The 22,443-nt window shown below is 71.7% G+C and carries 21 protein-coding genes; 8 read left to right on the top strand and 13 right to left on the bottom strand.

All coding sequences use genetic code 11. The annotated features are described in order from the left end of the window. Positions 1 to 34 precede the first annotated feature (34 nt). From GON04_RS18575 to GON04_RS18595, 5 genes are all read left to right on the top strand, one after another. Positions 35 to 1,003 carry a LysR family transcriptional regulator gene (locus tag GON04_RS18575; RefSeq protein ID WP_232533151.1) on the top strand — a complete coding sequence of 323 codons (969 nt, stop codon included), beginning with the start codon at positions 35 to 37 and terminating at the stop codon, positions 1,001 to 1,003. Positions 1,004 to 1,034: 31 nt separating this feature from the next. After that, entirely contained in the window at positions 1,035 to 2,033 is a 999-nt protein-coding gene (locus GON04_RS18580; RefSeq protein ID WP_157399506.1) for a S1C family serine protease, read from the top strand. Positions 2,034 to 2,061: 28 nt separating this feature from the next. Beyond that, positions 2,062 to 2,727, top strand: a complete 666-nt coding sequence (locus GON04_RS18585) for a phosphatase PAP2 family protein (protein WP_157399507.1) — start codon at positions 2,062 to 2,064, stop codon at positions 2,725 to 2,727. A 355-nt stretch (positions 2,728 to 3,082) separates the two neighbouring features. Beyond that, positions 3,083 to 3,244 (top strand): hypothetical protein, encoded by a 162-nt coding sequence (locus GON04_RS18590; RefSeq protein ID WP_157399508.1) that lies wholly within the window; start codon positions 3,083 to 3,085, stop codon positions 3,242 to 3,244. Positions 3,245 to 3,513: 269 nt separating this feature from the next. Next, entirely contained in the window at positions 3,514 to 4,173 is a 660-nt protein-coding gene (locus GON04_RS18595) for a DsbA family oxidoreductase (RefSeq protein WP_157399509.1), read from the top strand. Between the two features lie 28 nt (positions 4,174 to 4,201). Here the strand turns inward: GON04_RS18595 and GON04_RS18600 are convergent, their stop codons facing one another. Further along, entirely contained in the window at positions 4,202 to 5,308 is a 1,107-nt protein-coding gene (locus GON04_RS18600; protein WP_157399510.1) for a glycosyltransferase, read from the bottom strand. A 196-nt stretch (positions 5,309 to 5,504) separates the two neighbouring features. On the opposite strand from GON04_RS18600, the gene GON04_RS18605 reads away from it, so the two are divergent. From GON04_RS18605 to GON04_RS18615, 3 genes are all read left to right on the top strand, one after another. After that, on the top strand, positions 5,505 to 6,344 hold the full coding sequence (locus GON04_RS18605; RefSeq protein ID WP_181653656.1) for an IclR family transcriptional regulator: 840 nt from the start codon (positions 5,505 to 5,507) through the stop codon (positions 6,342 to 6,344). 85 nt (positions 6,345 to 6,429) lie between these two features. Continuing rightward, the gene (locus GON04_RS18610) at positions 6,430 to 7,419 is read left to right on the top strand and encodes an NADPH:quinone reductase (protein WP_157399512.1); all 990 of its coding nucleotides are present in this window, start codon (positions 6,430 to 6,432) and stop codon (positions 7,417 to 7,419) included. Positions 7,420 to 7,436: 17 nt separating this feature from the next. After that, positions 7,437 to 7,766 (top strand): hypothetical protein, encoded by a 330-nt coding sequence (locus GON04_RS18615; RefSeq protein WP_157399513.1) that lies wholly within the window; start codon positions 7,437 to 7,439, stop codon positions 7,764 to 7,766. Here the strand turns inward: GON04_RS18615 and GON04_RS27200 are convergent. The 12 genes from GON04_RS27200 to GON04_RS18675 form a co-directional block, all read right to left on the bottom strand. Next, positions 7,744 to 9,984, bottom strand: coding sequence for an ATP-binding protein (locus GON04_RS27200; protein WP_157399514.1), 2,241 nt, complete (start codon positions 9,982 to 9,984; stop codon positions 7,744 to 7,746). The two genes, GON04_RS18615 and GON04_RS27200, sit on opposite strands and share 23 nt — an antisense overlap. Before the next feature lie 27 nt (positions 9,985 to 10,011). Then, positions 10,012 to 11,538 (bottom strand): malonate--CoA ligase, encoded by a 1,527-nt coding sequence (locus GON04_RS18625; protein WP_157399515.1) that lies wholly within the window; start codon positions 11,536 to 11,538, stop codon positions 10,012 to 10,014. Between the two features lie 51 nt (positions 11,539 to 11,589). Continuing rightward, positions 11,590 to 12,378, bottom strand: coding sequence for an enoyl-CoA hydratase/isomerase family protein (locus GON04_RS18630; protein ID WP_157399516.1), 789 nt, complete (start codon positions 12,376 to 12,378; stop codon positions 11,590 to 11,592). Positions 12,379 to 12,403: 25 nt separating this feature from the next. Further along, positions 12,404 to 13,390 (bottom strand): Bug family tripartite tricarboxylate transporter substrate binding protein, encoded by a 987-nt coding sequence (locus tag GON04_RS18635; RefSeq protein WP_157399517.1) that lies wholly within the window; start codon positions 13,388 to 13,390, stop codon positions 12,404 to 12,406. 36 nt (positions 13,391 to 13,426) lie between these two features. Next, positions 13,427 to 14,725 (bottom strand): malonyl-CoA decarboxylase, encoded by a 1,299-nt coding sequence (locus GON04_RS18640; protein ID WP_157399518.1) that lies wholly within the window; start codon positions 14,723 to 14,725, stop codon positions 13,427 to 13,429. Positions 14,726 to 14,787: 62 nt separating this feature from the next. Next, complete coding sequence (locus GON04_RS18645; protein ID WP_157399519.1) at positions 14,788 to 15,456, bottom strand: GntR family transcriptional regulator; 669 nt, start codon at positions 15,454 to 15,456, stop codon at positions 14,788 to 14,790. 290 nt (positions 15,457 to 15,746) lie between these two features. Then, entirely contained in the window at positions 15,747 to 16,586 is an 840-nt protein-coding gene (gene lgt, locus GON04_RS18650; RefSeq protein WP_157399520.1) for a prolipoprotein diacylglyceryl transferase, read from the bottom strand. Positions 16,587 to 16,659: 73 nt separating this feature from the next. After that, complete coding sequence (gene otnK / locus GON04_RS18655; protein WP_232533217.1) at positions 16,660 to 17,862, bottom strand: 3-oxo-tetronate kinase; 1,203 nt, start codon at positions 17,860 to 17,862, stop codon at positions 16,660 to 16,662. A gap of 83 nt (positions 17,863 to 17,945) precedes the next feature. Beyond that, the gene (locus GON04_RS18660) at positions 17,946 to 19,448 is read right to left on the bottom strand and encodes a tripartite tricarboxylate transporter permease (RefSeq protein ID WP_157399521.1); all 1,503 of its coding nucleotides are present in this window, start codon (positions 19,446 to 19,448) and stop codon (positions 17,946 to 17,948) included. Positions 19,449 to 19,458: 10 nt separating this feature from the next. After that, positions 19,459 to 19,932: a tripartite tricarboxylate transporter TctB family protein gene (locus tag GON04_RS18665; RefSeq protein WP_157399522.1), complete on the bottom strand. Its 474-nt coding sequence runs from the start codon at positions 19,930 to 19,932 to the stop codon at positions 19,459 to 19,461. A 4-nt stretch (positions 19,933 to 19,936) separates the two neighbouring features. After that, on the bottom strand, positions 19,937 to 20,947 hold the full coding sequence (locus GON04_RS18670) for a tripartite tricarboxylate transporter substrate binding protein (protein WP_157399523.1): 1,011 nt from the start codon (positions 20,945 to 20,947) through the stop codon (positions 19,937 to 19,939). A gap of 40 nt (positions 20,948 to 20,987) precedes the next feature. Beyond that, positions 20,988 to 22,382, bottom strand: coding sequence for an NAD(P)H-dependent oxidoreductase (locus GON04_RS18675; RefSeq protein ID WP_157399524.1), 1,395 nt, complete (start codon positions 22,380 to 22,382; stop codon positions 20,988 to 20,990). Positions 22,383 to 22,443: the final 61 nt, after the last annotated feature.

Genomic DNA, 22,443 nt, shown 5'->3' on the forward strand with positions numbered 1-22,443 from the left:
GATGGTCTTTGTCTGGCAGCCAGAGGTATAACCTATGGCAAAACATCCCGGCACGGCCATGGAACTGAGGCACCTGCGCTACTTCGTGACGGTCGCCGGGCTCGGCAGCGTGAGCCGCGCGGCCGAGAAGCTCTTCATCGCCCAGCCGGCCCTGTCGCAGCAGATCCGCCAGCTCGAGGACGAGATCGGCGCCACCCTGTTCGAGCGGCTGCCGCGTGGCGTGCGCCTGACGCCGGCCGGCGAGTCCTTCCTGGAGGACGCCCACGCCATCCTGGCCCGCACCCAGCAGGCCGCGGTGCGGGCACGCGACCGGCAGTCCGGCCAGGCGCCGGCGTTGCGGCTGGGGCTGGTGCCCACCACCACCCATTCGGTGCTGCCCGGCGTGCTGCGGGGACTGCAGGCGGCCGGCGTCACGGCGCCGCTGGAGGTGCGCGAGATGATCACCTCGCGCCAGTTCCAGGCCCTGCGCAACGACGAGATCGACCTGGCGCTGGCGCGCCCCGGGCAGGACCTGGCGGGACTGGAGCGGCTGGCCGCCATCGACGATCCGTACTGCCTGGCCGTGCCGGCCGGCCACGCGCTGGCGGCCGGCACCGGCCCGCTCGCGCTGAAGGCGGCGGCGCGCGAGCCCTTCGTCGGCTTCTCGCGCCACCGCGAGGCCGACTACTTCGACCGCACCTCGGCGCTGTGCAACGAGGCCGGCTTCTCGCCCGACCTGCGGCACGAGGCCGGCCAGTTCGTCAGCGTGCTCGCGCTGGTCGGCCATGGCCTGGGCGTGGCCATCGTGCCGGCCTCGGCCGCGACGCTGCCCTTCTCGCATGTGGTGATCCGCCGCCTGCGGGCGTCGGCCACGCGCAGCCAGCTGGTGCTGGTGCGGCCGCGCCACGCCCCCGCCAGCCCGGCCGTCGATGCGCTCGCCGGCCTGGTGCAGCAGGAACTGGAGCGGCTCGCCGCGCGCCTGCGCGAGCCCGCGCCACCCCGGCGGCGCCGCTCCTCGGGTTGAAGCGCGGAGGCGGGCACCCATCTGCGATGGCATGGATCCCACCATCGCAACCGCGGACGACCTGCACCTCCTCGACGCCTACTCGCGCGCGGTGGTCGACGTGCTCGAACGGGCCCGGGCCGGCGTGGTGTCGCTGCGAGTGCGCGGCGGCGCCGGCCCGGCGTCCGTGCCGGGCGCGCCGCAGCGGCGGCCGCGCGAGCGCGGCGACGGCGCAGGCTCGGGCTTCCTGGTCACGCCCGACGGCTACCTGCTGACCAACAGCCACGTGGTCGACGGCGCGGCCCAGGTCGAGGTGCAGTTCGAGGACGCCGGCATCCTGCCGGCCCGCGTTGTCGGCACCGACCCGCACACCGACCTGGCGCTGGTGCACGTCGGCGCACCGCACAGGCTGGCCCCCCTCCAGCTGGGCGATTCGACGGCGCTGCGCGTGGGCCAGGTCGCCATCGCGATCGGCAACCCGCTCGGGCTCGGCCACACCGTCACCGCCGGCGTGGTGTCGGCGGTCGGCCGCAGCCTGCGCGCGCCGTCCGGCCGCGCGATCGAGAACGTGATCCAGACCGATGCCAGCCTCAATCCCGGCAACTCCGGCGGGCCGCTGCTGGACACGCAGGCGCGGGTGATCGGCGTCAACACGGCCATCGTGGCCGGCGCGCAGGCCCTGTGCTTCGCGGTGCCTTCCGACACCGCGCAATGGGTCCTGGGCGAGCTGCTGCGCCATGGCAGCGTGCGGCGTGCCTGGCTGGGCGTGGCCGCACACACGGTCCCGCTGGCACGGCGGGTGGCCCGCCACTTCGGGCTGGCCCTGGACAGCGCCATCCTGGTCGACCAGGTCGAGCCCCAGGGCCCGGCCGACCAGGCGGGCCTGCGCCCCGGCGACCGCATCGTGGGCATCGACGACATCGAGGTCGGTGCAGTCGACCAGCTGCACCGGGTGCTGGGGCGCGACCGCATCGGCCGGCCGGCCGAGCTGGCGCTTCTGCGCGGCGTCCAGCGGCACAAAGTCCAGGTCGTGCCACGGATGGGCCAGTGACCTCGGCCGTAGCCGCTAGCATCCGGGGATGTCTGGATTCCATCCCTGGTTGCTGGTCACCCGCCTCGGCGAAGCCAGCCTGCTGCTGCCCGCCGCGCTGCTGATCGCCGCCGCGCTGGCGGTGCGCCGCCGCGACTGGCGCCCGGCCCTGCTGTGGCTGGTGCCGCTGGCGTTCGCCGTCGGGCTGACCACTGCCTCCAAGATCGCCTTCATCGGCTTCGGGCTCGGCAGCGCGTCACTCGACTTCACCGGCCTGTCGGGTCACTCGATGTTCGCCACCGCGGTCTACCCCATGCTGGGCTTCTCGATCGGATCGGTGGCCCACCGGCACTGGCGCGTGGCGGCGGTGCTGGCCGGCTACGGCCTCGCGCTGCTCATCACCCTCTCGCGCTGGAAGCTCGGCATGCACTCGCCATCGGAATGCCTGTCCGGGTTCCTCGTCGGCGCCGTGGCCAGTGGCACCGCGCTGGCCCTGCTGGCCGAGCCCCCCTGGCCCTCGCTGCCGGTCACCGGCTGCGCGGCGCTGGTCCTCGTTCTCGCGGTGGCGCTGCAGGCGCGCGACGAAGAAACCATCGTGAACACGCACGAGATGGTGACCTGGGTGTCGCTCAAGCTCAGCGGCCGGTCCCAGCCGTACACGCGCGCCGACCTGCACCGGCTGCGCACCAGCTCGCGGGCGCTGCACGCAGGCTGAACCCCGCTCCCGGCCGCAGACAAAAAGAGACCCTCGCTGCCATGGGCAGCGAGGGTTTGAACATTGGCGGTGTTCAGGCCAAGCACTTCTTCCCACCTGAAGGGGAGCCACTCGCCAACGCCATCCATTGTCCGCACCGGCTGCGCGCGGGCAAGCCATGGCAATCTTCGCCGCGGGGTACTGCGCCAAGTCAGGGCGCGTTCAGTCGGCTTGCAGTTGGCGTTGGCATGCGCGCGCTGCGGCATCGCTGGAGCTGCGGTGTGCAAATGCACGGACCTGCATCCGATTGCGTCACAGCGGACCAGAAGTGACAGTTGGTCACGGGCGGCATTGGTCCCGGGTGCAACCTGTTGCCATGCCCATCGGGGATCAACGGATCGCGCAGGACGAAATGGAACGGCTGGAAGACTGTGTCGAGCCGGAGCGTTCGAGCGTCATGGCCAGCCCCGTGTTCTGGATCGCGGCGCTTGGCTCGCTGGTGTTCTGGGCCGTCGTCGGCCTGCTGCTGATCGGCTGAGGCCGGCGCAAAAAAGTGGCCCGGCGCATGGCCGGGCCCAACCCCAGAGACTCCCTGCCGGAAGGCGCTGCGCCCTCCCGCCAACGCATGGTCGCCGCGCGGGCGCAACGGCCGCGTCAGGGGCCGTGCCGTCCCGGGGCTCTGCCATGACCACAGTCGAGGTAGGCCGGCAGGCCACCGGCGTGGCCCGATCGGGCTGGCTCGCTGCGCCGCCCGGGGGGCGTGGCCCCACGCCGGCAACGCCGGGCGGCCCCAGCTACGATCGCCGCATGACCGCCACCCTGAAGATCGATTTCGTCTCCGACGTCGCCTGCCCCTGGTGCGCCGTCGGCCTGTCCTCGCTGGAGAAGGCCCTGCGGGAGCTCGAGGGCGAGGTGCAGGCCACCCTGCACTTCCAGCCGTTCGAGCTCAACCCCCAGATGGGGCCCGAAGGCCAGGACGTGGTGGAGCACCTGTCGCAGAAGTACGGCTCCACCGCCGACCAGCAGGCGGCCAACTACCAGGCCTTGCGCCAGCGCGGCGCCGACGTTGGCTTCGACTTCAGCCCCGAGGGCCGCAAGCGGGTCTGGAACACCTTCGATGCCCACCGGTTGCTGCACTGGGCCGGCGAACAGGATCCTGCCCGGCAGCTCGCGCTGAAGAAGGCCTTGCTGGGCGCGTACTTCACGCACGGGCGCAGCTTCGCCGACCATGCGACGCTGCTCGACGCCGTGCGCGCGGCCGGCCTGGACGTGGAGCGGGCCGGTGCCATCCTGGCGTCGGACGAGTACGCGGCGGCGGTGCGCGCGCAGGAGCAGGCCTATGCCCAGGCGGGCATCCGGGCCGTGCCCTCGGTGATCGTCAACGACCGCCACCTGATCCAGGGCGGCCAGCCGCCCGACGTGTTCGCGCAGGCCCTGCGGCAGATCGCCACGGAAGCGACCGCCTGAACCCGGCGCGCAAGGCGTTGCTGCGCGCTCAGCGCAGCAGCCGCACCAGCGCGTCGTGCAGGAAGTCGCCGCGGCGCACGGCCTCCGTCAGCGGCACGAGGTTGCGCGCCATCCGGCGGTAGGCGGCCGCGTCCACCCGGTCCGGGATGCTGCCCAGCTCGCGCAGGTCGCGCACCGTCACGCCGATGCCGCAGCGCTCGACGAAGTCGGCGATGGCGGCCTCGCGCCACACCACGACCGGCAAGCCGAGCGCGACGTAGAGCGACAGCTTGTGCGGGTTGTTGTAGCGCATGTATTGCCCGTAGCTGCCCGCGCACTGATCGACCGCGGTGCCATCCCAGACCAGGCCGAAGTGGTAGCGGTCGTGCAGCACCGGCCGGTCGGGGTCGAACGCGCCGCGGAAGCGCAGCCCGGTGTCGGGCACCCTGTCGGACTCGTAGAACGCCCCGTACAGGTCGAGTTGAACGCCCCGCAGCGCGGCCAGTCGGGAGTCATAGACGTAGCGCGCCTTGCCCCACGACAGGTTGCCGGCGCACGCCACCTTCAGCGGCCGTGCGATGTCGTCCTCGCGCCAGGTCGCGGGCGGTTCGTCGGTGAGGTAGTCGAACAGGTTGAGGTCCGCCATGCGGCGCCGCACACCGTTGTCCCGCAGCCACTGCGACATGGTGCCGTTGTGCGACACCAGGCCGTCGAACAGCCGCAGGATGGCGATCTCGCGCTCGACCGGCGAGTTGGGAAAGCGCAGCGAATCCAGGTCGTGGATCAGGCCGTACAGGCGCACGCCCAGCAGCCGGCTCAGGACCAGCAGGCCATACAGGCGCTTGCGCTGGTCGAAGGGGTATTCGATGAGGATGTGGCCGTTGCGCGCCAGCCGCTCGCGCAGCCCGCGGTGCAGCCGCAGCCAGTCCGCCGCGCTGCCGCCGGCGGGCACCTCCAGCAGCTGGTAGCCGCTGCTGCGCAGCAGGTGCCTCACGTCGCGGCGCGCCTTGGTCCAGGCGGTCGTCTGCTGCGGCACGGGCGTGGTCAGCAGGACCTTGCGTTCGCTGGCGGCGGCGGCACGCACGGCGCCCAGCGGGGAACGATCGAGGACGGCGCCCGGCGCGAGCTGCTCGGGCGTGGACAGCGGGGAACCCATGAACGAAACGGAACGGCGCGGAAGCGGATGCGATGGAGGGATCGTCGATTCTGGGGAGGTGGCCTCTTGCGGCAAGCTGAGGGCGAGGTTTCGGGGCGTAAGTCGCTGCAATCTGCTGTTGCGTCGCGCTGAACTAGCGTGGTGCATTGGTGCATGGATGGGTTCACATCGGATGTGCATGGAGCCTATGATCCGCATGCCCGACCGCAGCGATCCGCTGCAGCCCGGCACCCCATCCATGACCACCCCCGCCCCCTCCCCTTTTCTTGTCGAGGCGGCGCAGACCCTGGCCGTGCTGGAAGCCTTCACGCCGGTGTTTCCGGCGCTGGGCGTGGCCGACGTCGCGCGGCGCAGCGGGGTTCCGGTCGAGCTCGTGGCCCGCATCGTCGCGACCCTGGCCGAGCGCGGCTACCTGCAGCCCGACGGTGCGGGGCATTACCGGCTCGGCTCCAGGCTGATCGGCATCACCCGCAACTTCCTGGGCGCGCGCGGCGTGCGGGCGCTGGCCCGCGGCGCCATGGAAGCGCTGGCCACGCGCTTTCGCGCGCCCGTCGCGCTGAGCGAGCGCGATGGCCTGGACATGCTCTACCTCGAGTACGTGAAGGCCGACGCGCCGGTGGTGCTGCAGCACCGCATCGGCACGCGGCTGCCGCTGGTCACCTCGGCCGCCGGGCGCGCCTGGCTGGCCGGCGCGCCCGCCAGCGAGTCCGAGGTGGTCGCCCGCCAGCTGGCCGTGCGCCTGCACCGCGACTGGGCCGGCGTGCAGCCCAAGCTGGCCCAGGCCCGGGACGACCTGCGCCAGCTCGGCTTCACACGCTCGTACGGCGACATGGAACCGGAACTGAATGCGGTGGCCGTGCCCATGCGTTCGCCCATCGACGGGCTGGTCGTGGTGTTCAGCCTGGCGTCCCCGGCCATGCTGGCGCCAGCCCGCCGCTTCGATGCGGAGCTGGGGCCCGCCCTCGTGGCCACGGTGCAGGCGCTGCGAGCCGAGCTGGAGCGCATCGGCAGCGAACCCTGGGCCGAGGCGTCCTGAGGCCGGCCGGTGCCGGTGTCGCGGCCAGGGTCGGCCGCGACGGCCTACCATCGTGTTCCCTGTCTCATCCGAAGGTGGCATCCCCATGAAGGCCTGCTGGTACGACACGACCGGTCCCGCGCGCGAGGTGCTGCGCGTGGGCGAGCTGCCCACCCCCGAACCCGCGGCGGGCGAGGTGCGGGTGCAGGTGCAATGGGCCGGCATCAACCCGTCGGACGTCAAGCGCCGCGCCGGCTGGAACAACCAGCGCATGCCGTTCCCGCGCGTGGTGCCGCAGATGGACGGCAGCGGCATCGTCGACCGCGTGGGCGCCGGGGTCGATCCGAAGCGGGTCGGCCAGCGCGTGTGGCTGCACAGCACCGCCTGGAAGCGGCCCTTCGGCACCGCGGCCGAGTACGCCGTGACGCCCCAGCACCGCGCGGTGCCCGTGCCGGCCGGCGTCGACCTGCGCCTGGCCGCCTCGCTGGGCGTGCCGGCCCTCACCGCGCACCGGGCCGTGTTCGGCCAGGGGCCGGTGCGCGGCCGCACGGTGCTGGTGACCGGCGGCGCCGGCGCGGTGGGCTTCTATGCCATCCAGCTCGCGCGCTGGGGTGGCGCACGCGTGCTGGCCACGGCCAGCGGCGGCGCCAAGAACGAGGAGGCGCTGCGGGCCGGCGCCGAGGCGGTGATCGACTACCGGCGCGAGGACGTCGCTGCCCGCGTGCTCGAGTTGACCGGTGGCCTCGGTGTCGACCACGTGGTCGAGGTCGACTTCGGCGCCAACCTGCTGGCCACGCTGAAGCTGCTCCAGCCGCACGGCAGCATCGCCACCTATGCCTCGATGGCGGTGCCGCAGCCCACGCTGCCGTTCTACGAGATGATGAACCGCAACCTGCGGCTGCTCTGGGTGTTCGTCTATGAATTGCCCGAACCGGTGCTGGCGCAGGCCTACGCGGACCTCGGAGCCTGGCTGGCGCAGGGCGTGCAGGCGCCACGCTGGCACGAGTTCGCGCTCGATGACATCGCGGCGGCACACGAGGCGGTGGAAGCCGGCGCGCTGGGCAAGGTCCTGGTGCGCATCGGCGGGGCGAGCTGACGGCTCAGCAGAAGGTGATGCTCCTGCCCAGCCAGGGGCGCCCGCCGCGCTTGTGGGAAGGCGCCGACAGCGTGACAGCCGCCATGCTGGCAGCGCCGCCGGGCCGCACCGCTAGCGTCTCGGCCATGGACACCCGCCGGCAACCTCCCCTGGACCAACCGTCCCCCGCCGACACGCTCAGCGCGGAGGCACGCGGTCTGTTTGCCGCCGGCTGGTACGCGACACGCGACGAATGCCGGCTGGTGCACCCGGCGGAACAGACCGAGCAGATGGTGTCGCCCGAGACCTGGCGCGCCCTGCGCGAATTGGGCTCCAGCGCGCCCGTCAGGCTGGTGCCACAGGATTGAGGCGTTCCGGCTCGCGCCGGTGCGTGCGCACGGCCAGCTGCAGCGCGCGCAGCAGGTCCTCGATCGCGTAGGGCTTGCGCAGCACCGACAGGCCAGGCAGCGGCCGTTGCGTGCTGTAGCCGGAAGCCACCAGCGCCGGCATGCCGGGGCGATGCGCCCGGGTCCACTCCACCAGTTCCAGCCCGGTGAGACGGCCGGGCATCACGATGTCGGTGAACAGCACGTCGAAGGCCTCGCCACGCTGCAGCACGGCCAGGGCTTCGTCGGCCGAGGTGCACAGCGTGACGGCATGGCCCTCGTGCACCAGCGCCGCCGGCACCACCGATCCCACCAGCAGGTCGTCTTCCACCAGCAGGATGCGCAGCGACGCCCCCTGCGGGTCGATGGTCTGCGCCTCGGCGCTGGCCGGGGGTGGCACGTCCGCGCCGGCCGCAGGCAGCAGCATCGACACGCAGGTGCCCTGGCCCGGCGTGCTGACGATGCGCGCGTCGCCGCCCGACTGGCGGGCGAAGGCCTGCACCTGCGGCAGCCCGAGCCCGCTGCCGGCGCCCACCGGCTTGGTGGTGAAGTAGGGCTCGAACACGCGGGCCAGCGTCTCGCCGTCCATGCCGGTGCCGTCGTCGACCACGTCCACTTTCACCAGGCTGCGGCCCGCTGCCGGGTCCGGGGCCTCCAGGCGGCCGCGGACCGTGACGGTGCCGCCGTTCGGCAGCGCGTCGCGGGCGTTGAACACCAGGTTCAGCAAGGCCAGTTCCAGCTGCGTCGGATCGACGAACACCGGCGGCAGGTCGGGGTCGATGTCGGCCAGCAGGCGGATGCGCTCGCCCAGCGCGCGCTCGGTGAGCTCGCGGGTGCGCAGCAGCAGGTCGGCCAGCGACACCGCCCGGGGCTGCAGCGCCTGGGCGCGGCCGAACGCGAGCAGCTGCCGCACCTGGTCGGCGGCCTTGGCGCAGGCCGCCAGCGCCGCATCCAGCGACCGCGTGTGGCGGCCCTCGCCAACCGAGCGCTGGACCACCTGCAGCCCCATCGAGATGGTCTGCAGCAGGTTGTTGAAGTCGTGCGCCACGCCGCCGGTGAGCCGGCCGATGGCCTCGTGCTTGCGGGCGTCGAACAGCTTGGCCTGCGCCTCCTGGACCTCGGCGACCGCTTGCGCGACACGCGACTCGAGCAACTGGCCGGCCTCGCGCGACCGCACGCCGGCATCGTGCAACACGGCGCCCACGCGGTCGGCCTCGGCCAGCCCGGTGCGCAGCGGCTGCGGCACGCGCTGGGCCAGCAATTCGCCGGCCGCCCGTTCCAGCTCGCGCACCGGCGCGCTGATGCGCCGCGACATGGCGACTGCCAGCAGCAGGCCGATGGCCAGCAGCGCGGCCGACACGCCGACCGCCTGCCCGGTGAGCCGGCCGGCACTGTGCAGCAGCGTCGATGCGGGCAGCGCCACCAGCGCCGTCCACCCGTACCGGTTGGGCGGCGCGAGGTACGTGAGCGACGCCACGCCGTCCAGCGTGGTGGACTCCACGTAGCCGCTGCGGCGCTGGCGCGCCATCGCGCGCAGCTCGGTGTTGCTGGCCGTGGTGCCGATCCAGCGCGCGGCATCGCGGCTGCGCCCCATCACCCGCTGCTGCTCGTCGAGCACGCTCGCCACGCCGCCGGTGGGGAAGGACTGGCGTGCCAGCAGGGCCTGCATCTCACCGGCACGGAAGGGCACGCCGACGTTGAACTGCGGCGGCCGCGTGCCGGTCTCGGGCGCGAAGGCGGCGATGACCGGCAGGCCGGTGACGGCCCCCCGGGGCGCGTAGAACACGCCGGGGCCGTCGGTGACGAAGGGAGCGCCCGGCAGGCGCTGCACCACCTGCGGCGCGGGCAGGGCCGTGTAGACGTACAGGTGCGTGCGGTCGACCAGCACCACGCTGCTGCCGCTGCCCTGGGCCGCCAGCCGGGCCTGCGCGTCGAAGCCGGCGATGTCGCGCGCCTGCAGCGTGCGCGTGGTGGCGAGCGCGCGCGCCAGCACGACCTTCTTGTCGAGCTCGGTCTCGATCGCGGTGTTGAGCGCGTCCGCCAGCAGCCGCAGGTTGTCGCGGGCCAGGTGCTCCTGCTGCAGGTAGGTGGCGCGCGCCTGCAGGGCCAGCCCGGCGGCGGCGGGCAGCCACACCGCCAGCACGAGCAGGATCAGGCGTGTTCGGATGCTGGAGGTTTTCAGCCGGGCAGTGACAGGCACGCGGCAGTCTAGACCAGCACTTCCGTTTCAGGTGAACAGTCCCTTGTGCTGGTCGCGCAGAAGGTTCTTCTGGACCTTGCCCATGGTGTTGCGAGGCAACTCATCCACGACGAAGCAGCGCTTGGGGATCTTGAAATTGGCGAGCCTGGACTTGAGCGTGGCGATCACGGCGTCGGGCTCCACGGTGGCGCCGGGACGCGCCGTGACGACCGCCACCCCGACTTCGCCGAAGTCCGGATGCGGCACGCCGACCAGCGCGCTCTCGGCCACGCCGGGGAGCTCGTTGATGTAGCCCTCGATCTCGGCCGGGTAGACGTTGTAGCCGCCGCTGATGATGAGGTCCTTGCTGCGTCCGACGATGCGCGCGTAGCCGCGCTCGTCGACCAGGCCGACGTCGCCGGTCTTGAACCAGCCGTCGGCGGTGAACTCCTCCTGCGTCTTCTCGGGCATGCGCCAGTAGCCCTTGAACACGTTCGGCCCGCGCACCTGGATGCCGCCGATCTCGCCCTGCGGCAGCTCGCGGCCGTCGTCGCCCACGATGCGCAGGCCCACGCCGGGCAGCGGGAACCCGACCGTGCCGGCGCGGCGCTCGCCCTGCTCGGGCCGGTACGGGTTGGATGTCAGCATGACCGTCTCGCTCATGCCGTAACGCTCGAGGATGGTGTGGCCGGTGCGTTCGCGCCAGGCATTGAAGGTCTCGGGCAGCAACGGCGCCGAGCCGGCGACGAACAACCGCATCGAGCCGACCGCCTCCCTGGTGAGCGAGGGCTCGGCCAGCATGCGCACGTACAGCGTCGGCACGCCCATGAACACGGTGGCGCGCCGCATCGCGGCGATGGCGCCGCGGGGGTCGAACTTGCCAAACCAGAGCATCTTGCTGCCGTTGAGCAGGGCGCCATGGATGGCGACGAACAGGCCGTGGACGTGGAAGATGGGCAGCGCGTGGACCAGCACGTCGCCCGGCTGCCAGCCCCAGTAGTCCTTCAGCACCTGCGCGTTGGACAGCATGTTGCCGTGCGTGAGCATGGCGCCCTTGCTGCGTCCGGTGGTGCCGCTGGTGTACAGGATGGCGGCCAGGTCGTCGGCGGCCTTCGCGGCCGGCTCGTGCACGTCGGAGTGCACGGCGGCGCGGTCGAGCAGCGAGCCGGTCCGGTCGTCGCCCAGCGTGAACACGTTGCGGGTGCCGGCCTGGAAGGCGATCTTGCTCACCCAGCCGAAATTCTTCGGGCTGCACACCACCACCGCCGGCTCGGCGTTGCCGATGAAGTACTCGATCTCGGCGCTCTGGTAGGCGGTGTTCAGCGGCAGGAACACGTAGCCCGCGCGCAGCGTGGCCAGGTACAGCATCATGGCCTCGACCGACTTCTCGACCTGCACGGCCACCCGCGCGCCGGCCGGCAGGTCCAGCGAGGCGAGCAGGTTGGCCATCATGGCCGTGGCGCGGTCGAGGTCGCGCCACGAGTAGCACAGTTCGTCGTCGGTCTCGACCGCAATGGCGTCGAGATCGGTGGGGAACGCGGCGCGCAGCGCCGCGAAGAGGTTGTGGTTGTTCATGTCTTGTGCTCCGTCATGGCGGGCCGTGCCGGCATGACGGCGGAAATTGTCCTAGAACCGCGGCCGGCGCTTCTCCAGGAACGCCGCGATGCCCTCGCGGTGTTCGGCGGCCGGAGCATAGCGGTACGCGCCGGCCAGCTCCTGCAGCGCGGCCGCACGGCGCTGCGGGTCGTGTTGCTCGCGCAGGGCACGCAGGGTGCGCTTGTTGGCGCGCGCTGCCTGCGGGGCGAGCGCGACGACGCGCTGCACCAGCATCTCCAGCGAGGCGAAAAAGTCGCCTTCCTCGGCCAGGTGCTGGACGAAGCCGCGCGCCTTCATCTCGCGCCCGTCGAGCACCGCCGCCTCCAGCAGCAGCTGGCGGGCCGTGGCCTCGCCGGCCACGCGTGCCACCAGCTCGGCTTCCCGGGGCGCCATGGGAAACCCCAGCCGGGCGATGGGCGCGCCGAACTGCGCCGTGGCGGCCGCCAGCCGCAGGTCGCAGCAGCTGGCGATCTCGATGCCGGCGCCCATGCACACGCCCCGGATGGCGGCGACCACCGGGATGTCGCAATCGAGCACCGCCTGCAGGCCGCCCCAGACGTCATCGTCGTGGAAGGCCCGCAGCGATGCCTCGTCGAAGCGGAAGCCGTCGTATTCGGCGATGTCGCCGCCGGCGCAGAACGCCTCGCCATCGCCCTGCACCACGATGCAGCGGCAGGCCGTGCCGGCGCCTTGCAACTGCGCGAAGACGTCGCGCAACTCGCGCCACATGGCGCGCGACATCGCATTGAGCTTGCCGGGATGGGACAGCACCACCCGCGCGAGGGCGCCGTCGTGTTCCAGCCGGACAGCGCCCGCCATGCGATCCACGACGCGGGCCGGCGCGTCAGTCGAGCTTGGCGCCCGACGCCCGGACCACCGCCGCCCAGCGCGTCACCTCGGCGTGGACGAAGTTGCCGAACTGCTGCTGCGACAGGTTGGGGAACTCGGCGCCCTGCTGGGCCCAGATGGCCTTGAGTTCCTCGGTCTGCACCGCCTTGCGCACCTCGTCGACGATGCGTGCCTGGATGTCGGCCGGCGTGCCCTTGGGTGCCCAGAGGCCATACCAGGTCGTGACGGTGTAGTCGGGCAGCCCCACCTCGGCGGCCGAGGGAATGTCGGGGAAGGCCGGGTTGCGCTTGTTGCCCGACACCATCAGCGCCTTGATCCGGCCGCCCTTGATGTGGGCGGCCGAGGAGCCCAGGCCGTCGAACATCATGTCGACCTGCCCGCTCACGAGGTCGCGCAGGGCCGGGCCGGCGCCGGTGTACGGGATGTGCGTGATGAAGGTGCGGGTCTGCTGCTTGAACAGCTCGCCGGCCAGGTGGTGCGAGGTGCCGGTGCCGGCCGAGCCGTAGTTGAACTTGCCCGGGCTGCGCCGCATCAGCTCGAGGAAGGCCTTGACGTCCGGCACGTTGACGTTCTTCGGGTTGACCACCACCACCTGCGGCACGCTGGCCACCAGCGTGAGCGGCACCAGGTCCTTCTCGAGGTCGTAGTCGAGCTTGGGGTACATCGACGGCGCGATCGTGTGGTGCACTGCGCCCATGAAGATGTTGTAGCCGTCGGGGGCGGCGCGGGACGCGATGCTGGCGCCCAGCGTGCCGCCGGCGCCGCCGCGGTTGTCGATCACGAGCTGGCGCCCGGTCTGCTTGGCGAACTGCGCGGCCAGGGGACGGGCAAAGGCATCGGTGCCACCGCCGGCCGGGAACGGCACCACCATCATCACCGGCTTGGCCGGCCAGCCGCTGCCCTGGGCGAAGGCCATCGGGCTGGCGGCGGCCAGGGCGGCCGCACGCAGCACGTCACGGCGTTGCAAACCGCTGCTGTTCATTCTTGTCTCCTGTGTCTCGGGTCCTGCTCGAAGCACTCAACCGTACAGGTCTTCGATGGCCCTGGACATCGGGATTTGCCCCTGCGCAAGCAGGGTGCGGTGGCGGTCCAGCCGCTTGAGGTCATAGAGGTAGTTCACCATCAGGCCGAACGACTGCTTCAGGCCCTTGGGCGACGGATCGGCGGCCCAGTTCAGGCGCTCCACGCGCGCGCCGTTGCCCAGGTGGAAGCGCGCGACCGGATCGCACGGCTTGCCGTTCTCCAGCTCCTGGCCCAGGTAGCGCGCGGCATGCGCCAGCAACTGCTGGCGGTGCGGTGACTTGGGCCCCAGCGCCAGCGGGTCGGACAGCGCCGCGAGCAGGTCGGCCGGAGCGTTCTTGGCCATCCACTGGCGCAGCCCGGGGATGGGCGACAGCGTGGCGAACGTCCTGAGCCGCGGAAACTCCTCTTTGAGGGTCTCCACCACCCGCTTGATCAGCGAGTCGCCGAAGCTCACGCCGCGCAACCCGGCCTGGGTGTTGCTGATGGAATAGAAGATGGCGGTGGTGGCGCGCAGCAGGTCGGCCGGCTCCGCGCTCTCGTCCAGCAGCGGCTCGATGCTGGCGCTGATCTCGTCGACCAGGGCCACCTCGACGAAGATGAGCGGCTCGCCGTCCAGGCTGGGATGGAAGAAGCCGTAGCAGCGCCGGTCGCTGTCGAGCCGGTTCTTCACGTCGGCCCAGCTGCGGATGTCGTGCACCGCCTCGTACTTGATCAGTTTCTCGACCAGCGACGCGGGCGAGTCCCAGCTGATGCGCCGCAACTCCAGGAAGGCGACGTCGAACCAGGTCGAGAACAGGTGCTCCAGGTCGGCATCGAGCGGCAGCAGCCGGCGCTCGGACTTCAGCTGCGGCAGCAGTTCGGCGCGCAGGTCGACCAGGAAGCGCATGCCGTCGGGCGCGCCAGCGAAGCGTTGCAGCATGCGGGTGCGCGGCGTCTGGAACGCGCGGCGCATGTGAACCTCGGCGTGCAGCTCCTCGGCGGTGCCCAGCGACTTCTCGTACTGCTCGCGCGCGCTCTTCAGCACGTCCGGATCGGGCGAGAACTGCTCGCTCATCAGCAGCCAGCAGTCACGCCGTTCGGCTGTCCCGGCCTTGGCATACCACTGCGCGAAATCATGGGCGCGGCGGGAGCCCTCGACCTCGCTCGCGCGCGGGTCGACGATGGCCTGCAGCTCGGACAGGGTGCGGCGCAAGGCGCGCGGCGACAGCGCCTCCTGGTGGCGGCGCAGGGTGGCGCCGAGCCGCTCGCGGGTCGAACGCGGCGACACCGTCCCGGCCGCCGCGCCAGCGGCCATCGCTCGTGGCTCCAGGGAAGGACGCAACAGGGTCGCGCCGCGGGTGATCCACTCGCCGGCCCTCATGACGCCACCTTGGGTCGGGTGCCGCGGGCCAGGTCGTCGAGGGCTACGCGCTGTCGCGTGAGGTGGGTTCGCATAGCTGCTTCTGCTCCTTCGGGGTCACGCGCCTTGAGCGCGGCGAACACGGCCAGGTGTTCCGAGAGGCTCTGCTCGAGCCGGCCCGGCGCGTGCAGCTGCTGCAGGCGCGCCAGCTTGAGGATCTTGCGCAGGTCACCGATGACCTGCGCAAGCCAGCGGTTGCCGGCGAGCGCGATGATGGCTTCGTGGATGGCGAAGTTGGTGGCGTAGTACTCGTTGATGCGCTTGCTGCGGGCATGCCGCGCCAGCTTGGTGTGCAGCACCTCCAGCGCCTGCAGGTCGGCATCGGTGGCGTGCAGGGCCGCCTCGTAGGCGCAGCGCCCTTCCAGCAGCGCGATGACCGGGAAGATCTCGTTCAGGTCCTGCTCGGTCACCTCGGCCACGAAACAGCCCCGCCGCGGTTCGTGCCGCACCAGCCCTTCGGCGGTGAGCACCTTCAGCGCCTCGCGCAACGGCGTGCGCGAGATGCCCAGCGCCTGCGCCAGGTGCACCTCGTCGAGGAAGGTGCCCGGCGCCAGTTCGCCGTCGAAGATGCGGCGTCGCAGCTGGTCGGCGACGTCGGCATGCAGGGAACTGTGGACGAGGCGCATGGATGGGCTCTTGCGGTGGACGGGATGCCGGGTGGCTGGATCGGTTGCCGTGATTTCCTGTAATTACGCATAATTATGCGAGGACCGGAGCCGGCAGGGACAGTGTCTTGGAAAAGAATTGTTCGCGGGTGCTGTCGCGTTGGGTCCGCGCTGCAGCAGAGCCCGCGCTTGGCCTCGGCTGGCTCGGCTGGCTCGGCTGGCTCCTCAGCTCATCGGGCCAGTTCGGCTCGGCTTGCTCGACGATGGCCAGCAGGCCGGGCCCGGCGACCCGGGCCCGGAGGGGCTTCGGTTCAGCCCGGATGCGGCGTGCGCGCCGGCAGCCCCCGGCGCTGGGCCCACAGCCACAGGACGATGCCCGCCAGGACCATGGGCACGCACAGCCACTGCCCCATGCTCAGGCCGGTCTGCTGCTGCAGCCACATCAGGTGGGCGTCGGGCTCGCGGAAGAACTCGGCGATGAACCGGAAGGCGCCGTACCCGATGAGGAACACGGCGGAGACCTGCGCCTCCTTGCGCTCGTGCCGGGCGTACAGCCAGAGCAGGACGAACAGCAGCAGGCCCTCGAGCAGGAACTGGTAGACCTGCGACGGATGGCGCGCGACCATGCTGCCGCTCTGCGGGAACACCATCGCCCACGGCAGCGCCGGATCGGCCGCCCTGCCCCACAGCTCGCCGTTGATGAAGTTGCCGACGCGGCCGGCAGCCAGCCCGGGCGGCACGCAGGGCGCGACGAAGTCCATCACCTGCCAGAACGGCTTGCCGCGCGAACGCGCATAGAACCACTGCGAGACGATGACGCCCAGCATGCCGCCATGGAAGCTCATGCCGCCCTGCCAGACGAAGAGGATCTCCAGCGGGTGCGTGGCGTAGTAGCCGGGCTTGTAGAACAGGCAGTAGCCGAGGCGCCCGCCGGCGATGACGCCAACCACGCCGTAGAACAGCATGTCCTCGATGTCGCGCCGGCTCCAGGCGCCGGGGCCCTGGATGGACGCGTAGGGCTGGTGCTTCAGGCGGGCATTGGCCAGCAGCATGAAGAGCCCGAACGCGGCGAGGTAGGTCAGGCCGTACCAGTGCACGGCGAGCGGACCGATCTGGATGGCGACCGGGTCGATCTTGGGATACGTCAGCATGGCCCCGGATTGTGCATGCCTGCCCGCTTGGGGCAGGACGCGGGGCGCCGGCCCCGCCCCGCCCTCGCCTTCCTCAGCCGACCTGCGCCAGTGCCTTGTCGAAGAAGTCCACCGTGCCGAAGTTCCCGGACTTCAACGCCAGCAGCAGCGGCCGGCCTTCCACCTGCGTCCAGGGCACGCCCGGATCGATCGTGCCGCCGATGCGCAGTTGACGGGCACCCAGCGCCTGCACGACGGCGCCCGAGGTTTCGCCGCCGGCGACCACCAGGCGCCGCACGTCGAGGTCGACCAGCCCGCGCGCCACCTGGGCCAGGCACTCCTCGACCAGCTGGCCGGCGCGCCCGGCGCCGAGCGTGGCCTGCACCGCGCGCACGCGGTCCGCCTCGGCGGTCGCATAGACGAGCACCGGCCCCGCGGCCAGGCGCGCCTGCGCCCAGTCCAGTGCCTGCGCCGCCAGCGGCTGTCCCTCGGCCAGGGCGAGCGCGTCGATGCGCAACGCCGGCCGGCCGGCGGCCAGCCAGTGCTGGACTTGCGCATTCGTGGCCGTCGAGCAGGAGCCGGACAGGACGGCGGCGTGGCCCCCGACCGAGGGCAGGTCGGCGGCGGCGGCATCCGGCTGGATCCAGCCCTGCGCCTGGTACACCGCCGGCAGTCCAAGTGCGACGCCGGACCCGGCGGTGAGCAGCGGCAGCCCGGCGCAGGCGGCCGCCAGCGTCCGCAGGTCCTCGTTGCCGATCGCGTCGGCGACCGCCAGCCGAACGCCCTGGGCCCGCAGCTGCGCGAAGCGCTCGCGCGTGGCCGCCTCACCGCGGGCGACGGTGTCGTATCGCACCAGCCCCACCGGGCCGCGGGCCTGGGCCTGCAACACGCGCACCAGGTTGGCGTCGGCCATGGGCGTGAGCGGATGGTGGCGCATGCCCGAGTCGGATAGCAGCTCGTCGCCGACGAACAGGTGGCCGCGGAACACGGTCCGCCCGTTCTCCGGGAAGGCGGGGCAGGCGATGGCGAAATCGCTGCCCAGCGCCTCCAGCAGGGCTTCGGCCACCGGCCCGATGTTGCCCTGCGCGGTGGAATCGAACGTGGAGCAGTACTTGAAGTAGAACTGGCGTGCGCCGCCGTCCTGCAGCCAGCGCAGGGCCGCCAGCGACTCGCGCACCGCCTCGGCCGCCGGACTGGTGCGCGACTTGAGCGCCACCACGACCGCATCGGCTGCGGGCACGGGACCGTCGGGCACGCCGATCACCTGCACCGTCCGCATGCCCGCCCGCACCAGCATGCTGGCGACGTCGGTGGCGCCGGTGAAATCGTCGGCGATCACGCCGAGCACGAGGCGACGGGGTTGCGCAGGCACGGCGACCCTCACGCGGCGGCGGGCCGGCCGCGCTTGAGCAGCGGCGCCACGAAGCTCCAGGCCAGCAGCGCCAGGGCCACCGTGACCAGCGAGCCGACCAGGCCGTTGCTGTAGAAGATCCCGAGCGAGCCGTCTGACAGCAGCATCGACTGGCGGAAGGCATCTTCGGTCTTGTCGCCCAGCACCATGGCCAGGATCAGCGGCGCGATCGGGTAGTCGAGCTTCTTGAACACGTAGCCCAGGACGCCGAAGCCCAGGGCCAGGTAGACGTCGAACATCTTGCCGCCGATGGTGTAGGCGCCGATCAGGCACACCACCACGATCAGCGGGCCGATGATGGCGAACGGTGCCCGCAGGATCGCGGCGAACATCGGGATGGTGGCCAGCACCAGCACGATGGCCACCACGTTGGCCATGTACATGGACGCGATCAGGCCCCAGACGAACTCGGTCTGCTCGATGAAGAGCATCGGCCCCGGCTGCAGGCCCCAGATCATCAGGCCGCCCATCATCACCGCCGCCGTCGCGGAGCCGGGCACGCCCAGCGCCAGCATGGGCAGCAGCGCCGAGACGCCGGCCGAGTGGTCGGCCGTCTCGGGCGCGACCACGCCTTCGGGTTCGCCCTTGCCGAAGTTCTCGCGCCGGCGCGAGAAGCGCTTGGCGATGCCGTACGACATGAACGAGGCGGCCGTGGGGCCACCGGGCGTGATGCCCATCCAGCAGCCGATGACGGTGGAACGCAGCAGCGTCCAGCCGTACGACGGCATCTCCCGGGCGGCCTGCCACACGGCGCGCCAGCTCATGCGCGCCTGCAGGCCCTTGAACGCCAGGCCCTCCTCCACCGTCACCAGCAGCTCGCCGATGCCGAACAGGCCGACCACGGCGGCCAGGAAGGAGACACCGCCCACCAGCTGGTCGGAGCCGAACGTCAGCCGCATCTCGCCCGAGACCGTGTCGGTGCCCACGCCGGCCAGGATCAGGCCGACCAGCAGCGCGGCAATGGTCTTCAGCGGCTTGCCGCCGCTCATGCCGGCGTAGCTGCAGAACGTCAGCAGGTAGACCGCGAAGTACTCCGCCGGGCTGAACTTCAGGGCGAAGCCGGCGATGGCATTGGCCACCAGCGTCACCACCAGCACGCCCGCCAGCGCACCGAAGCCGGCCGACAGGAAGGCGACGGCGAGCGCCCGCGGCGCATCGCCCTTGCGGGCCATCGGGTGGCCGTCGAAGGTGGTGGCCACCGAGGACGGCTCGCCGGGGATGTTGAACAGGATCGAGGTGGTGGAGCCACCGAACAGCGCCCCCCAGTACATCGACGAGAGCAGGATGATGGCGGCCACCGGGGTCATGGTGAACGTCAGCGGCAGCAGCAGCGTCACGCCGTTGGGCGCGCCCAGGCCGGGCAGCACGCCGACCAGGATGCCGAGCAGCACGCCGGCCACCATCAGCGACACGTGGTAGAGGCTGAAGGCGGTCTGGAAGCCGCCGGCCAGGAGGGTCAGTTGGTCGAGCATGGCGCGCGCGTCAGTAGCCGAACGCCTGCTCGAGCGGGCCCTTCGCCAGGGGGACGCCGAACCAGAGCTCGAAGATCAGGAACAGGATCACCGGGGCACCGACGGCCAGCGCGGCAACGCGCGGCCAGCCCAGGCCGCCATGGCGGCGGGCCATCCAGGCCAGGAACACGGCCCCGGCGACGTAGGTGCCGAGGAAGGCCATGGCGACCGCCATGCCGACCGTGGGCAGCAGCAGCGAGAGGCTGCGCTGCAGCTGCTCACGGGTGGCGAAGGGTTCACCGGCCGCCGGCCGGGCCGCCTGGAACATCAGCAAGAGGCTGACCACCAGCAGCATGGCTCCCAGGCGCAGCGGCACGTAGCCGGGCTGCGGGCCGGTGGGCGCCCAGCCGGTGTTCAGCTGCAGGGCGCCGGCGATGACGGCGCCCGCGAACAGGGCCAGCGTGGCGGCGGTGGCGATCTCCGCCGTGCGGCGCGCGAGCGCCATGGGCTCAGTCCTTCAGCAGCCAGCCGTCCTGGCTGAACTGCACCTTGTGGTTGGCCTTGTCGTTGGCGATGTAGCGCGCCAGCTCGGTGCCGGTGAGGAACATGTCGGTCTGCAGGCCCTTCTGCAGCCACTCCTTGAACTCGGGCTTCTCGCGCACCTGCGCCATCACCTTGCGGAAGTACTCGGACTGCTCGGGCGTGATGTCGCCCATGGCCCACACGGTGCGCGGCATGCGGAACTCGTCGACCGCGATGCCCTGCTCCTTGCAGGTCGGGATGTCGTTCCAGCTCATGTCGCCGGCCACCTTGTCCTTCATCGGCAGGCGCTGCTTGGCGAACACGCACAGGGGCCGCACCTTGCCGGCACGCCAGTGCGAGATGTTCTCGGACGGATTGTTGGTATTGGCCTCGACGTGGCCGCCGGCCAGCTGCACCGCCACCTCGCCGCCCGACTTGAAGGGCACGTAGGTGACGTTCACGCCCGTCGCCTTCTCGACCTGGCGGGTGAGGATGTGGTCGGTGTCCTTGGACTGCGCGCCACCCATCTTGAACGAGCCGTTCTTGGCCTTCGCGGCCGCGATCAGGTCCTTCGCGGTCTTGTACGGGCCTTCGGCGTAGGACCAGAGGATGAACTCGTCGGCCGCCATGATCGCCACCGGCGTCACGTCGTCGATGCTGTAGCCCACCCGGGTGATCATGGGCATCAGGTAGGCCAGGTTGGTGGAGAACACCAGCTTGTGCGGGTCGCCCTTGGAGCCCTTGGCCGCGACCAGGCCCTCGGTGCCGGCGCCGCCGCTCTTGTTGCTGACCACCACGGGCACCGGCATCAGCTTGTGCTTCTGCACCACCGACTGCACGACGCGCGCGAACTGGTCGGTGCCGCCGCCGGGGCCGGAGGTCACGATGAATTCCACCGGGCGCGTGGGCTTCCAGTCGGCGGCGATGGCGGGCAGCACGGCGGCGGCCGCGAGCGCGGCGGCCGCGACCTTGGCGAGGGTGGCGAGGGGCTGGGGCATGGTGTCTCCTGGGATGGAATGGGTTGCGTCGGGCTGCGCGTCAGCGGCCCTGCGGGAAGAACTGGGCATCCTGCTGGCGGCGCAGCGCCAGCAGTTCGGAGCCGGCCTCGACGGCGATGTCGGCCAGGCAGATCGGCTCGCCGGCGGCCACGTCGCGCACCAGCGTGCGGTTGGCGGCCAGGTAGAACGGCACCGGCGCATCGTCGCCCAGCGGCGCGGCCGGGATCAGCTCGGCCACGGTCCCGGCGATGTTGTGGTGATGGCCGCCCATCTCCAGCCGGGTGCCGGCCTTCAGCGTCCGGGTGGCGCGGGCGACCAGGTCCAGCACCGGCCGGGGCTGCTGCGCGCCGCTGGAGCGGCCGTGCACGACGGCATCGAGCACGCTGATGGCCGCCTCCAGCCCCAGCAGGTGGCGCGGGACGGACAGCATCGCGTGCTTCTTGTCGCGGCTGAGGACGTGGCCCTTGCCGTCGAGCAGGCGCCAGGTCTCCTCGTCGTCGCAGCGCACGACCACGAACACGCCGCCCGCCAGGCTCACTTCGTCCGGCGCGCGCAGGCAGTGGAACACGTCCAGCGTGCCGGGCTGCGCCAGCAGGCCGCCCGCCTCGCGCGGCACGAGGGTGGTCGGCACCTCGGTGATGCGGGCGATGGGCGCGTGCAGGTCCTTGCGGTCGTTGACGAGGCCGGTGGAGTTGGCCACCACCAGCAGTTCGCACAGGTCGGGCACCGCGCGCTGCGGCAGCGCAGCGCAGGCCTCGGCACGGGCGCGCGCCAGGCTCTGCACCTCGCCACGGCCCAGCGTCCACAGGTCGGCGAAACCGGGCGCGGGGATGCGCTGGCCGTTGCTCTCGATGACCTCGGCCTTCGCATCGAAGACGAAGTCGTACTCGCTGGACTTGCCGGCCGCGACGATTTCCAGGCCCAGCGTCTGCGCCCAGGTGACCAGGCCGATCAGCAGCGAGGGCTGGTCGCCGTCCACCGGCGTCACGACCCGCCCCTTCTGCTGCGCCAGGTAGGCCAGCCCGGGGCCGACCACGCTGTCCACCTCCTTGGAGGTCAGCGCGACGTGCAGGCCGGCCTCGATCGCCAGGCGCGCATGGCGCGCGCCCGCTTCCGGGTGGCCGGTGGCCTCGATCAACAGGTCCAGCGGCAGGCCGAGGACGACCGACACGTCGCCGGCGGCGATGTGCAGGCCGCGCTGCCAGGCGGCGGCCGCCTGCTCGGGCGTCTCGCAGACGGCGAACTGGTCGCGCGACAGGCCGATGGACCGCAGGGCGTCGGCGGCGATGCCGGCCTCGCGGTCCACCGCCACGCGGCACTTCACCAGGGGGATGCGCAGCGCCTGCGCCAGGAAGCTGCGGCCGAAGCCGCCGCTGCCGACGACGCAGGTCTCCACGGGGCGGCGCGCGGCGGCGTAGTGGGTCAGGAAATTCATGGGTGGGCAAATATTGCATGCAATCTGGCCGAGCCAAGTGCGTATTTCCCCGTATCTCGGC

The sequence above is a fragment of the Ramlibacter pinisoli genome, from assembly GCF_009758015.1.
GTDB lineage: Bacteria > Pseudomonadota > Gammaproteobacteria > Burkholderiales > Burkholderiaceae_C > Ramlibacter > Ramlibacter pinisoli.

Bases quoted from the DNA above. Each gene is read 5' to 3' on its own strand.
- GON04_RS18575 (WP_232533151.1), top strand. From the start codon at position 35: ATGGCAAAACATCCCGGCACGGCCATGGAACTGAGGCACCTGCGCTAC.
- GON04_RS18580 (WP_157399506.1), top strand. From the start codon at position 1,035: ATGGATCCCACCATCGCAACCGCGGACGACCTGCACCTCCTCGACGCC.
- GON04_RS18585 (WP_157399507.1), top strand. From the start codon at position 2,062: ATGTCTGGATTCCATCCCTGGTTGCTGGTCACCCGCCTCGGCGAAGCC.
- GON04_RS18590 (WP_157399508.1), top strand. From the start codon at position 3,083: ATGCCCATCGGGGATCAACGGATCGCGCAGGACGAAATGGAACGGCTG.
- GON04_RS18595 (WP_157399509.1), top strand. From the start codon at position 3,514: ATGACCGCCACCCTGAAGATCGATTTCGTCTCCGACGTCGCCTGCCCC.
- GON04_RS18600 (WP_157399510.1), bottom strand. From the start codon at position 5,308: ATGGGTTCCCCGCTGTCCACGCCCGAGCAGCTCGCGCCGGGCGCCGTC.
- GON04_RS18605 (WP_181653656.1), top strand. From the start codon at position 5,505: ATGCCCGACCGCAGCGATCCGCTGCAGCCCGGCACCCCATCCATGACC.
- GON04_RS18610 (WP_157399512.1), top strand. From the start codon at position 6,430: ATGAAGGCCTGCTGGTACGACACGACCGGTCCCGCGCGCGAGGTGCTG.
- GON04_RS18615 (WP_157399513.1), top strand. From the start codon at position 7,437: ATGCTCCTGCCCAGCCAGGGGCGCCCGCCGCGCTTGTGGGAAGGCGCC.
- GON04_RS18625 (WP_157399515.1), bottom strand. From the start codon at position 11,538: ATGAACAACCACAACCTCTTCGCGGCGCTGCGCGCCGCGTTCCCCACC.
- GON04_RS18630 (WP_157399516.1), bottom strand. From the start codon at position 12,378: ATGGCGGGCGCTGTCCGGCTGGAACACGACGGCGCCCTCGCGCGGGTG.
- GON04_RS18635 (WP_157399517.1), bottom strand. From the start codon at position 13,390: ATGAACAGCAGCGGTTTGCAACGCCGTGACGTGCTGCGTGCGGCCGCC.
- GON04_RS18640 (WP_157399518.1), bottom strand. From the start codon at position 14,725: ATGGCCGCTGGCGCGGCGGCCGGGACGGTGTCGCCGCGTTCGACCCGC.
- GON04_RS18645 (WP_157399519.1), bottom strand. From the start codon at position 15,456: ATGCGCCTCGTCCACAGTTCCCTGCATGCCGACGTCGCCGACCAGCTG.
- lgt (WP_157399520.1), bottom strand. From the start codon at position 16,586: ATGCTGACGTATCCCAAGATCGACCCGGTCGCCATCCAGATCGGTCCG.
- otnK (WP_232533217.1), bottom strand. From the start codon at position 17,862: ATGCTGGTGCGGGCGGGCATGCGGACGGTGCAGGTGATCGGCGTGCCC.
- GON04_RS18660 (WP_157399521.1), bottom strand. From the start codon at position 19,448: ATGCTCGACCAACTGACCCTCCTGGCCGGCGGCTTCCAGACCGCCTTC.
- GON04_RS18665 (WP_157399522.1), bottom strand. From the start codon at position 19,932: ATGGCGCTCGCGCGCCGCACGGCGGAGATCGCCACCGCCGCCACGCTG.
- GON04_RS18670 (WP_157399523.1), bottom strand. From the start codon at position 20,947: ATGCCCCAGCCCCTCGCCACCCTCGCCAAGGTCGCGGCCGCCGCGCTC.
- GON04_RS18675 (WP_157399524.1), bottom strand. From the start codon at position 22,382: ATGAATTTCCTGACCCACTACGCCGCCGCGCGCCGCCCCGTGGAGACC.